This window comes from Streptomyces sp. NPDC092045, from assembly GCF_044756005.1.
Taxonomy (GTDB): Bacteria; Actinomycetota; Actinomycetes; order Streptomycetales; family Streptomycetaceae; genus Streptomyces.
Window position 1 is genome coordinate 25766 of sequence record NZ_JBIVSC010000013.1, and the last position, 12218, is coordinate 37983.

General features: G+C 75.2%; 7 protein-coding genes. 1 reads left to right on the forward strand and 6 read right to left on the reverse strand.

The features are described from left to right. Window positions 1-9: 9 nt before the first annotated feature. From ACIQKA_RS24850 to ACIQKA_RS24865, 4 genes are all read right to left on the reverse strand, one after another. Window positions 10-3165 (reverse strand): type I polyketide synthase, encoded by a 3156-nt coding sequence (locus tag ACIQKA_RS24850; protein WP_402542424.1) that lies wholly within the window; start codon window positions 3163-3165, stop codon window positions 10-12. A 53-nt stretch (window positions 3166-3218) separates the two neighbouring features. Continuing rightward, on the reverse strand, window positions 3219-3962 hold the full coding sequence (locus ACIQKA_RS24855; RefSeq protein ID WP_402542427.1) for a thioesterase II family protein: 744 nt from the start codon (window positions 3960-3962) through the stop codon (window positions 3219-3221). Between the two features lie 89 nt (window positions 3963-4051). Further along, window positions 4052-5302, reverse strand: a complete 1251-nt coding sequence (locus ACIQKA_RS24860) for a cytochrome P450 (protein WP_383156865.1) — start codon at window positions 5300-5302, stop codon at window positions 4052-4054. Beyond that, the gene (locus ACIQKA_RS24865; RefSeq protein ID WP_383156862.1) at window positions 5299-5655 is read right to left on the reverse strand and encodes a phosphopantetheine-binding protein; all 357 of its coding nucleotides are present in this window, start codon (window positions 5653-5655) and stop codon (window positions 5299-5301) included. Before ACIQKA_RS24865 ends, ACIQKA_RS24860 begins: the two co-directional genes overlap by 4 nt. A gap of 301 nt (window positions 5656-5956) precedes the next feature. On the opposite strand from ACIQKA_RS24865, the gene ACIQKA_RS24870 reads away from it, so the two are divergent. Further along, complete coding sequence (locus tag ACIQKA_RS24870; protein WP_383437061.1) at window positions 5957-7474, forward strand: FAD-dependent monooxygenase; 1518 nt, start codon at window positions 5957-5959, stop codon at window positions 7472-7474. 52 nt (window positions 7475-7526) lie between these two features. On the opposite strand, the gene ACIQKA_RS24875 is transcribed toward ACIQKA_RS24870, so the two are convergent. Next, complete coding sequence (locus ACIQKA_RS24875; protein WP_383150618.1) at window positions 7527-8258, reverse strand: thioesterase II family protein; 732 nt, start codon at window positions 8256-8258, stop codon at window positions 7527-7529. 53 nt (window positions 8259-8311) lie between these two features. Then, window positions 8312-12214 carry an amino acid adenylation domain-containing protein gene (locus ACIQKA_RS24880; RefSeq protein ID WP_402542429.1) on the reverse strand — a complete coding sequence of 1301 codons (3903 nt, stop codon included), beginning with the start codon at window positions 12212-12214 and terminating at the stop codon, window positions 8312-8314. Between the last annotated feature and the right edge of the window lie 4 nt (window positions 12215-12218).

The window sequence follows — 12218 nt, forward strand, 5'->3', positions numbered from 1 at the left end:
GGCGTGCGGCTACACGTATCCGCGGTCGATCAGTGCGTACAGGTCGTCGTCGTCGTGGTGCTCCGGGCCCGGCGCCTCCGCCGCGGGCTCCGGGGCCTTCGCTCCGGCGGCCCCGGGCTCCTCCGGTGCGAGCAGGGAGAGGACGTGGTCGGCGAGCGCCCTCGGCGTGGGGCGGGTGAAGACGACGGTGGCCGGCAGCCGCACCCCGGCGGCGGCGCCGATCCGGTTGCGCAGTCCCACGGCCATCGAGGAGTCGAAGCCCAGGCTCTTGAAGGAGTCGTCCGCCCGCGTCGCGAGGTCGGCGCCGGTCAGGGCCGCGTTCCCGGCGCTCAGCAGGGCCGCCGTCTCGGCGCAGACGAGGGCGAGGACCGTCTCGGCCGAGACGGGGCCCGGCACCCCGGGGGCGGGCCCGGTCGCCCGCTCGGCGGCCTCCCGGCCCGCGGGTCCGCCGAGGCCGGCCGGCCAGTGGCGCTCCCGCTGGAAGGCGTACGTCGGCAGGGCGACGCGGCGCGGCCGGTGCGGGGCGAACACCGTGCCCCAGTCCACCGGCACGCCCCGCACGTGGAGTCCGGCCAGGGAGGCCAGGACCTCGCCCGCGCCGCCGTCGTGCCGGCTCAGGGTGTGGGCCACCGGGGGCGGGACGGGCAGCGCGTCGGCGGCCTCCTCCATCGCGACCTGGAGCACCGGGTGCGGGCTCACCTCGACGAAGACGGCCCCGGGGACGCGCATCAGGTCCTCGACGACCTCGCCGAAGCGCACCATCGAGCGCAGGTTGGCGTACCAGTACGCGCCGTCGAGGGACCGCGTGTCGAGCGGGCCGCCGGTGACCGTGGAGTGGAACCGCACGGCCGTCTCGCGCGGTGCGATCCCCTCGGTGACCTCCAGGACGCGCTCGCGGAGGCGTTCGACGTGGTGGGAGTGGGAGGCGTAGTCGACCTTGACCCGCCGGACCCGGACGCCCGCGGCCTCGGCGGCGGCGCCGAACGCGTCGAGCGCCGCGCCGTCCCCGGCGACCACCACGGACGAGGGGCCGTTGACGGCGGCCACGGAGATCCGGTCCGACCAGGGTGCGAGCAGTTCCCCGACCCGGTCGGCGGGCGCGGCCACGGCGCTCATCCCGCCGTCCCGGCCGAGCAGTTCGACCACGGCCCGGCTGCGCAGGGCGACGATCCGCGCCGCGTCGTCGAGACCGAGGGCGCCGGCCGCGCAGGCGGCGGCGATCTCGCCCTGCGAGTGGCCCACGACGGCGTCGGGGACCACCCCGAGGGACCGCCAGACCCGGGCCAGCGAGACCATCATCGAGAACAGGGCGGGCTGGACCACGTCCACCCGGTCGAGGGAGGGGGCCGTCCCGGCGCCGGTCAGGACGTCCACCAGGGACCAGTCGACGTACGGGGCCAGGGCCCGTTCGCAGGCGTCGACGGACCGGGCGAAGACCTCCGACCCGGCGTACAGCCGCTTCCCCATGGCGAGCCACTGGGAGCCCTGGCCGGGGAAGACGAAGACCACCGGTCCGGAGGGGCCGTCGGCGGCCCTCCCGCGCACCACCCGGGCCGAGTCGCCGCCCTCGGCGAGGAGGCCGAGGCCGGCCAGCGCCTCCTCCCGGTCGTCGGCCAGGACGACCGCCCGGTGTTCGAGGAGCGTCCGGGTCGAGGCCAGCGAGTGCCCGACGTCGGCCGGTACGAGGGCGGGGTCGGCGGCCACCAGGTCGCGCAGCCGCGCGGCCTGCGCGCGCAGGGCGGGCTCGGAGCGGGCCGAGAGCACCCAGGGCAGGGTGCCGGGGGCGGGGGCCGCGCCGGCCGTGGTGCCGTCGGCCGCTCCGGTCACGGTGTCGTCCGTCGCGCCGCCGGTCGCCCCGGCCGTCGTCGTGCGGACCGGCTCGGGGGCCTGTTCGAGGACGACGTGGGCGTTGGTGCCGCCCATGCCGAAGGCCGACACCCCGGCCCGGCGCGGCCGGTCGGGGCCGCCCGGCCAGGGGCGCGGGGCCCGCAGCACCTCGAAGTCCTCGTGGAAGTCGGCGACCTCGGGGTTCGGGGCGCGGAAGTCCGGGCTCGGGACCAGGTGCCCCCGGTCCACGCAGAGGGCGGCCTTGACGAGGCCGACCAGGCCGGCGGCGGGTTCCAGGTGTCCGACGTTGGCCTTCGCCGAGCCGATCACCAGGGGGCGGGTACGGGCGGAGACGCGGGCCGCCTCGCGCAGTCCGGCGAGTTCGGCGGGGTCGCCCCTGCGGGTGCCGGTGCCGTGGGCCTCGACGTAGTCGACGTCGTCGAAGGCGAGGCCCGCGCCGTCGAGGGCGGCGAGGACGGCCGCCGCCTGCCCGCTCGGGCTGGGGTCGGGGATGCGGGCGGAGGCGCCGCCGGTGGCGACGCCCCAGCCGCGCACCACCGCGTGGACGCGGTCGCCGTCGGCGAGGGCCAGGTCGAGCCGCTTGAGCAGGACGAAGGCCCCGCCCTCGCCCCGGACGAAGCCGCAGGCCCGCTCGTCGAAGGGGAAGCAGCGGCCCTCGGGCGACAGGGCGCCCAGGTTCACCAGGCCCGTGCCCGCCTCGGGGTCGACGATCAGGTGCACGCCGCCCGCGAGCGCCGTGTCGACGGCGCCGGCCCGGATCCGGTCGCAGGCCAGGGCCAGCGACACCAGGGAGGAGGACTGGCCGGAGTCGGCGCAGAAGCTCATGCCCCGGACGTCGAGGAGGGCGGAGATCCGGTTGGCGATCAGCGCGCCGGACGAGCCGAGCGCGGCGTAGTGGTCGTCCCGGTCGCTTCCGGAGCGCGCGCGCAGCCGCTCGTACCCGGAGGGTCCGGCGCCGACGACCACGTCGATCGCGCGGCCCGCGAGCGAGGACGCCGGGATCCCGGCGTCCTCGACGGCCTCCCAGGCCAGTTCGAGGCCCAGGCGCTGGACGGGGTCCATGGCGGCGGCCTCCTCCGGGCCGACGCCGAAGAACCCGGCGTCGAACCCGGCGACGGACTCCAGGAACGAGCCCGCGTCCAGGGTGGCGGCGTCGGGGTGGGAGCCGTGGCTCGCGTCGGCCGCCCGGCTCCGGGGGAAGGTCCCGACGGTCGTCCCGCCGTCGTACAGCAGGCGCCAGAAGTCGGCGGGGTTCTGCACGCCGGGGAAGCGGCACGACATCCCGATCACGGCGATGTCGGCGGCTGTGCCACTCATACGCTTTCCTTCCGGATTCCCACGGGTCGCGGCGTGTGCGGACGGCAAGGCCGTCACCGCCAGGAGGTCAACAGGTCCAGCAGTTCGGACGGGGCGTCCATGAAGTCGTAGTGGCCTCCGCCGACCGTCCGGAACTCGACGGAGCCGGCGTAGCGGCGCCAGCCGTCGAGCTCTTCGAGGCCCGCGTCGGGGTCGTCGCTCCAGTGCAGGACGGTGACGGGGCAGTCCACCGGGGCCGGTTCGGTCCGCCGGTAGGCGCCCGCGGCGGCGTGGTCGCGCAGCAGCACGAGCATGCCCAGGTCGATCATGTCGGGCCGGGGCTCGATCCCCCGGCTCCGGACGAAGCCCTCCAGCTCGGCCCGGAGCCCGGCCTCGGTCAGGGTGAGCATCCGGTCGCGCGCGGCGTCGTGCGGGGCGGGCTGGCCGGAGACGAAGAGGCGTTCCGGTCCCGGCAGGCCGAGCGTGGCGAGCCGCAGCACGGTCTCGTACGCGGGCAGGGCGCCCGCGCAGTGCGCGAAGAAGGCGTACGGCCGGTCGAGCCGGGGGGCCAGGGCCTCGGCCAGGGCGTCGGCCAGCTCCTCGTAGGTGCCGTAGTGGGGGTGGCCGAGCCGGTTCTCGCGGCCGGGGAACTGCACCGGGCAGACCTCGGCCCCGCCGATCGCGGCGGGCCAGGCGCTGAAGGCCGAGGCCCCGGACCCGGAGAAGGGGAAGCAGAAGAGCCGGGCCGGGTGCTCGCCGGACGGCGGCCGGACGAACCACGGCGAGGGCGCGGGGGCGGGAGCGGGCGTGGCGGTCACGGGGGTGGACGTGGGTGGCGTGGCCACGGGTGTGGGCGTGGGTGGCGTGGCCACGGGAGCGGGTGTGGGTATGGGGGTGGGTGTCGTGGTCATGGGGTCCGCCGTTTCCTGGCGACGACGGGCAGGTGGGTCATGCCCGCGATGAAGTACGACCGCAGGTGCTGCGGTTCGCCGGCGCGCTCGATCGACTCGAAGCGCCGGAACAGCTCCTCGAAGAAGATCCGCAGCGTCATGCGGGCCAGCGGCGCGCCGATGCAGAAGTGCGTGCCGAAGCCGAAGGCGGCCTGGCGTTTGGCGCCGGCCCGGGTGATGTCGAAGGAGTGCGGGTCGGGGAAGAGGGCCTCGTCCCGGTTGGCCGAGCCGATCCACGCCACGACGGCGGCGCGGGCCGGGATCGTGCCCCCGGCGATCTCGACGTCGTCGACGGCGTACCGCATGAAGTTGCAGGCGGCCGAGGTCCAGCGCAGGCCCTCCTCGACCAGGTTGGGCACGAGGGTGGGGTCGGCGGCCGCCCCGGCGTACTGCTCGGGCCGTTCGATCAGGGCCTCGACCGTGCCCGAGACGGTGTGCGGGGTGGTGACGTTGGCGCCCAGGAGGATGCTGTAGCCGTCGAGGGCGATCTCCTCGTCGCTCAGCGGCTCGCCGCCCGGCCGGACGCTCATGAGGTGGTGCAGGAGGCTGTCGTCCTCCTCGCCGCTCGCCCGCCGGTCCCTGACCCACTCGCGGACGTACGCGACGAGTTCGTGGTGGGAGATGGCGAGGGTCGCGGCCTCGTGGCCGACCATGAAGTGCGGGTCGGAGGGGGCCGTGACCATGGCGGTGAGCTGGACGAGTTCGGCCCAGTCCTTCTCGGGGATGCCGAGGAGCGGTCCGGTGACCATCGCCGGCAGGAGCAGCGCCCGCTCGGCCAGGTCGAAGACCTCGCCGTCGAGGGCGGGCTCCAGGAAGCGCGCCACGGTGGCGCGGATGGAGTCCTCCCAGGACTTCACGGCGCGCGCGGTGAGCTTGGAGCCGAGCGGCCGGCGGACCTCGGTGTGGCGCGGCGGGTCGGTGGAGGTCATCAGGACGCCGGCCGCCGCGTCGTCCGTGCCGAGGTGGGTGGGGACCGTGCCGCGCTCCGAGGTGAACGCCCGGTGGTCGGCGAGGACCCGGTGGACGTCCTCGTAGCGCGTCACGGACCAGAACTCCCGGCCGTCCGGCAGGACCTGGTGGTGCAGGGGCGCCTCCGCCCGCATGACGTCCCAGATCCGGTGCGGGTCCCCGGAGGAGTACAGGTCCAGGTCGAACAGGTCGACGGCGTCGAGGTCGACGGCGCGGGCGGGACCCGGCGTCAGTCTCACGCCTCGGCCCTCCCTCGCTCGATCAGCTCGGCGACGCGGGCGGGGGTCTGCGCGAGGTAGAAGTCGCGCACGGACAGCTGGACGCCGTGGTCCTGCGCCACCCGCTCGATGATCTTGATTCCGGACAGGGAGTTGCCGCCGAGGGCGAAGAAGTCGTCCTCCACGCCGACCTCGGGGACGCCGAGGACCTCCGCCCACAGGGCGGCGACCTCCCGCGCCCGCGAGGCGGACGCGTCGGGGGCCGTGCCCGGCGCCGTGCCCGCTGCCGTGTCCGGAGCCCCTGCCCCGGACGGTCGTTCCGACGTCTCGTCCCGTCCACCGGTCGGGTGGACCACCTGCGTCGCCGATTCCATTGCCAGCCTTCCGTTCTTCCGCCGACCGGGAGTGCCCGCTCGCGTCGTCCGCGGCCCCGCACCGGAGCCGTCGCCACCCACACGGGCCCGGGGCCCCTGTGCCGTCCCGCCGGCGGAAACGCCGTCCGGACGGCCGGGCCGGTCCCGCGCGGATCCGCGTCCGCCCGCGCCGCGCCGGTGTTCCCGGCGGCGGGTCCGTCCCGGTCCGGCACCAGCGTTGCTCGACCGGCCTGATCCACGTTCAGTGAACGTGGAGGCTATTCAGCGGCGTTAGAGGCGCACTGGAACGAGGGGGACCGACGTGGGACACAGCGGCACGGACGCCGACGTGGTGATCGCGGGCGCCGGACCGACCGGTCTGGCGCTCGCCTGCGAGCTGCGCCTCGCGGGCGTGGACGTGGTGGTGGTCGAGCGGCTCGCGGAGCCCTCGGGCGAGTCGCGGGCCGGCGGCCTGCACTCGCGCACCCTGGAGGTGTTCGACCAGCGGGGGGTCCTGGACCGCTTCCTGGCGGCCGGCGAACTCCAGCCGGTGGGGCACTTCTCCGGCCTGTACCTGGAGTTCGACGAGTTCGAGTCCCGGCACCCGTACCCCCTGATGATCCTCCAGTCCGCCGTCGAGCGGATCCTGGAGGAGTGGGCCGGGGAGCTGGGCGTGCGCGTCCGCAGGTCCTGCGCGGTCACCGGCGTCGACCAGGACGCGTCCGGGGTGACGGTGGCGCTGGACGCCTCGGACGGGGGCCCGGCGACGCTGCGCGCCGGCCACCTGGTGGGCTGCGACGGCGGGCGGAGCACGGTGCGCAAGCTGGCGGGCATCGGCTTCCCCGGCACGGAGGCGACGATGACCGCCCTGATCGGCGACGTCGAGCTCCCCGACCTGCCCGAGGACTACGTCTGGATCCGGCGCCGGGCCGGCGGGGACTACTCGGCGATCGCCTTCGAGCCGGGCTGGCACCGGGTGATCACCTCCGAGTACGACCGGGTCGTGGACCGCGACGAGCCGGTGACCTTCGAGCAGCTGCGCGCGTCGCTGGTGCGGCTCGCGGGCTCGGACTTCGGCATGCGCAACCCGCGCTGGATCTCCCGCTTCAACGACGCCGCGCGCCAGGCCGACCGGTACCGCAACGGCCGGGTGCTGCTGGCGGGCGACGCGGCGCACATCCACTTCCCGGCCGGCGGGCAGGGCCTGAACATGGGCGTGCAGGACGCCGTGAACCTCGGCTGGAAGCTCGCCGCGGTGGTGCGCGGCACGGCCCCGGAGGGCCTGCTCGACACGTACCACGACGAGCGGCACCCGGTCGGCGAGCGGGTGCTGCACAACACCAGGGCGCAGTCGGCCCTGGCCCGTCCCGGCGCGCAGACGGACGCGCTGCGGGAGGTCTTCGGCTCGCTGATGGTCTTCGACGACGTGAACCGGCTGCTGCGCACGATGCTCAACGCCCTGGACGTCCGCTACCCGGCCGACTGCGGCCACCCGCTGGCGGGCCGCCGCGTCCCGGACGCCGACATCGAGGAGGCCGGCGGCGCGACCCGCGTGTACGAGCTGCTGCACGCCGGCCGTCCCGTCCTGCTCGACCTGGGCGCCGGGGCGCCGTCGGCGGCGGTGGCCGGGGACTGGTCCGACCGCGTCGACCTGGTCGGGGCGCGCGGCGAGGACGACGCCTGGCCCGTCCCGGTCATCGACGAGGTCCCGGCCCCCACCGCGGTCCTGATCCGCCCCGACGGCCACGTGGCCTGGGCGTCCGGCCCCGGGGAGCCGGTGGACACGGCGGGGCTGCGGGCGGCGCTCACCACGTGGTTCGGCCCGGCGCGCCGGGGCTGAGGAACCGGCCGGGGGCCGGCACCGGAGCGCTCCGGTGCCGGCCCCGCCGGTCCTAGCGGTCGCCCGCGCAGGCCGCCCCGATCGCGTCCAGGACCTCGCGGCCCGCGTCGACCAGGTACATGTGGTCGCCGGGGAACTCGACGTAGTCGAAGGACGCGGTGGTGGCCGCGTGCCACTGGCGGGCCTCCTCGGCCGTGACCAGGCCGTCGACGGCGCCCCGCAGCGAGGTGATCGGCACGGGGAGCGGGTCGTCCGTGCTCGGGACGTAGTCCTCGTGCATCTCGCAGTCGGCCTGGAGCACCGGGAGGATCAGCTCGCGCATCTCCGGGTGGTCCAGGGCCTCGTGGCGGAAGCCCGCGAACTCCTCGACCCGGGCGAGGAACTCCTCGTCCTCCAGGCCCGAGGCCCGCCGCTCGCGCCGGGTCCACGGCCCCGGGGAGCCGCTGACGACCAGCCGCTCGACGCGCACGCCGCGCGCGCCCAGCAGGTGCGCGAGCTCGTAGGCGAGCACGGCGCCCAGGCTGTGCCCGAAGAGCACGGCCCGGGAGCCCTCGCCGAGGTCGGCGACGACGTCGTCGATCGCGCCCTTGGCGGCCTCCTGGACGTTCCGGTACGGCTCCTCCAGGATCCGCCGCTCCCGGCCGGGCAGCTCGACGGACGTCACCCGCCAGCGCCCCGCGGCCAGGTCGCGCCACGGGTGGAAGAACGACGGTCCGGCTCCCGCGAACGGCACGCACAGCAGCGTCGGGGCCCCGTGTTCCACTGACTTGCCGGGCTCTGTCATCCCGACCCACCTCTCTCGTCGTTTCGATCGTTCGCCGGACGGACGCCGGGCGGCTACGCGAGTCTGCGGCCGAGGACCTCGAACATCTGGGCCACCGGGGCCGGCATGTGCATCTCGTGGTGCGTGACGCGCACGTCGTGCACCTCCAGGGAGCCGAGGACGTGCGGGCGCCACAGGTGCGCGTACGACGTGTCCTCCAGCGTGGCGTTGAAATACACCACGTCGCCGCGGTAGACGGGCGACTCGTAATCCATCATCAGGGCCGTGTTGTTGGCCAGGATCCGCGCCATGGTGTCGAGGAACTCCTGCCGGTTCCCGGTGCGGATGTACTGGCCGAAGTCGTCCTCCAGCTCCGCCCGGAAGTCCGAGGAGTCCTTGCCGGCGTGGACCTCGGCGAACCCGTGGCCGCCGGGCTGGGCGTCCAGGATCGCCACCAGGGCGACCTCGTGGCCGCGCCGGTCGAGCGCGTCGGCGACGGCCTGCACGACGGAGCCGCCGTAGGACCAGCCGATCAGGTTGAAGGGGCCCTCCGGCTGCACCCGGAGCATCTGGGCGACGTAGTCCTCGACCATCTCCTCCACCGAGGCCGCCGGCGTCTCCACGCCGTCGGAGCCCCGGGACTGCAACGCGTAGGCGGCCCGGTCCGGCAGGTGCAGGACGAAGCTGTAGTACGCCCAGCCGAGCCCGCCGCCGCCGTGGAAGAACCACACCGGGGGCTTGCCCGTGCCCGGGTCGGCGTTCAGGGGCAGCACGACCGCGAAGGCGTCGGCGTCGTCGTCGGGGACGCCGCCGGCGAGCATCAGCGCGGCCAGCTCGGCGACCGTGGGGTAGCGGATGACGGTCCGGATGGGGATGTCGATGTCGAACTCGTTGCGGACGCGGACGCTGAGCCGGGTGGCCAGCAGCGAGTGCCCGCCGAGGGCGAAGAAGCCGTCGTCGACGCCGACCTTCTCGCGGCCGAGGAGTTCGCCGAAGATCTCGCACAGCCGCTTCTCGTAGGCGTTGCGCGGGGCCCGGCCGGCCTCGGCGTGCGCGTCCTCGGCGGGGAGGGCGCGCCGGTCGAGCTTGCCGTTCGGGGTCAGCGGGATGTGCGGCAGCGGGACCACGGCGGACGGCACCATGTAGTCCGGCAGGCGCTCGCGCAGGTACGCGGTCAGGGCGTCGAGCCCGGCGGCGTCGAAGGCGGCGTCCGGCTGGGGGACGACGTAGCCGACGAGGCGCTTGTCGCCGTCCTGGTTCTCGCGGACCAGGACCGCGGACTGCGCCACCCCGGGGTGTCCGGCCAGGGCGTGCTCGATCTCGCCGAGCTCGATCCGGAAGCCGCGGACCTTGACCTGGGAGTCGGCGCGGCCCACGTACTCCAGGTGTCCGCCCCGGGCCCGGCGGACCAGGTCGCCGCTGCGGTACATCCGCTCGCCGGGCGCGCCGAAGGGGCAGGCCACGAAGCGTCCTGAGGTCAGTCCGGGGCGGCCATGGTAGCCGCGGGCCAGGCCGTAGCCGGCCACGTACAGCTCCCCGGTGACGCCGTCGGGCACCGGCCTGAGGTCGGCGTCGAGGACGTGGGCGCGCAGCCCGGGGACGGCCGGGCCGATCACACTGGCCCGGTGGCGGGCGGCGAAGTCCGCGTCCAGGTCGACGCGGGTGACGTGCACGGTGGTCTCGGTGATGCCGTACATGTTCACCAGGACCGGCGCGTCGGACGGGTGCCGGGCGTACCAGTCGGTGAGGCGGTGCGGGTCGAGGGCCTCGCCGCCGAAGACCACGTACCGCAGGGCCAGGTCCCGGCCGGACTCCTCGGCGTCGGCCTGGACGAGCTGGTAGAAGGCGGAGGGCGTCTGGTTGAGGACGGTGACGCGCTCGCGGGCCAGCAGCCGCAGGAAGTCGGCCGGGGAGCGGGAGACGTCGTACGGGACCACGACCAGCCGGCCGCCGTGGAGCAGCGGGCCCCACAGCTCCCAGACCGAGAAGTCGAAGGCGTAGGAGTGGAAGAGGGTCCACACGTCGTCCGCGCCGAAGCCGAAGTCCCGGGTGGCCTCGAAGAGGCCGACGACGTTGCGGTGCGGGATCAGGACGCCCTTGGGGCGGCCGGTCGACCCGGAGGTGTAGATCACGTACGCCGGGTGGTCGGCGGACAGGGGCGCGCGGCGCTCGGCGTCGGTGAGGTCGGCGCCGGACGCGGCCGGGTCGTCGTCCTCGGTCCCGTCCTCGTCGAGGTGGACCAGGGGGACGGCGCCGGCGAGGTCGCGGACGGCGGTGTCGGCGCTCGTGGTCACGAACAGGACGGGCCGGGCGTCCTCGACGATGTGGGCGACGCGGTCGGCCGGGGAGTCCGGGTCGACGGGCAGGTAGGCGCCGCCCGCCTTGAGCACGGCGAGGAGGGCGACGACCAGGTCGGCCGAGCGCTCCAGGGCGACGCCGACCAGGGACTCGGGGCCCACGCCCCGGGCGACCAGGCGCCGGGCGAGCCGGTTGGCGCGGGCGTTGAGCCCGCCGTACGTCAGGGAGACGCCCTCGAAGACGACGGCGGTCTCGGCGGGCCGCAGCGCCGCCTGCCGTTCGAAGAGCTCGACCAGGGTGGTGTCGGGGACGGCGGGGGCGGCCCCGGCGGCCCGTTCGAGCTCCGTCCGCTCCCCCGGGGTCAGCACGTCGACGTCACCGACGCGCATGCCGGGGTCGGCGGCGAGCTGCTCCAGGACCCGGGCGAGGCGGGCGGCGATCAGCTCGGCGGTCTCGCGGTCGAACAGGTCGGTGGCGTACTGGAGGTCGCCGCGCAGCGCGCCCTCGGCGTCCAGGGCCATGAAGAAGGTCAGGTCGACCATGGCGGTGGAGGGGATGGCCTGCTCGAAGCCCATGGTGAGGCCGGGGAGTGCCAGGTCGGGCTTCTCGTAGCTCTGCCAGGAGAAGATCACCTGGAACAGCGGCTGGTAGGCCGCCGAGCGGTCGGGGTTGATGGTCTCGACGACGACGTCGAAGGGCACGTCCTGGTTCTCGTACGCGGTCAGCGACTTGTCGCGGACCTGGGCGAGCAGCTCGGTGAAGACCGGGTTGCCGGAGAGGTCGGCGCGCAGCACCTGGGTGTTGACGAAGCAGCCGATCAGGTCGGTGAGCGCCTCGTCGGTGCGTCCGGCGATCGGCGAGCCGATCGTCACGTCGTCGCCGCCGCCGAGCTTGCGCAGCAGCACCGCGAGCGCGGCCTGGAGGACCATCGACAGGGAGGTGCCGCGCTCCCGGGCGAGCCTCTGGAGGCCGGCGGCCACCGCGGGGCCGACGGCGAGGCCGACCCGGTCGCCGTGCGAGCCGGCCTCGGCGGGGCGGGGCCGGTCGAGCGGCAGGTCGAGGGGTTGCGGGACCCCGTCGAGCTCCTTGCGCCAGTACTCGACCTGGGCGGCCGCGAGGCTCTCCGGGTCGGACACCTCGCCGAGGACGTCGCGCTGCCAGAGGGCGTAGTCCTTGTACTGCACCGGCAGCGGCTCCCAGTCGGGCGCCGCGCCTTCCTTTCGGGCGGTGTAGGCCCGGATCAGGTCGCGCATCATCGGCGCGCCGGAGCTGCCGTCGGAGGCGATGTGGTGGATGACCAGGACGAGGACGTGCTCCTCGGCGGAGCGGCGCAGCAGGCTCGCCCTGAGGGGGAGTTCGGCCGACAGGTCGAAGCGGTGGGCGACGGCCTCGTCGACGGCGGCGGCGAGGTCGTCGGGCGCCGCCTCGGCGAGGCGCAGTCCGGGCGCGGCCTCCTCCGGGGAGAGCAGCACCGAGTACGGCTCGCCCCGCTCGTCGGTCCGGTAGACGGTGCGCAGGATCTCGTGCCGTTCGGCCAGGTCGCGCACGGCCGCGCCCAGGGCGGCCGCGTCCAGGGCGCCGGTGAGCCGGAACGCCGCCGAGATGTTGTAGGTGGCCGCCCCGCCTTCGAGCTGGTGCAGAAGCCACATGCGGCGCTGTGCGTAGGACAGGGGAATCATCGCT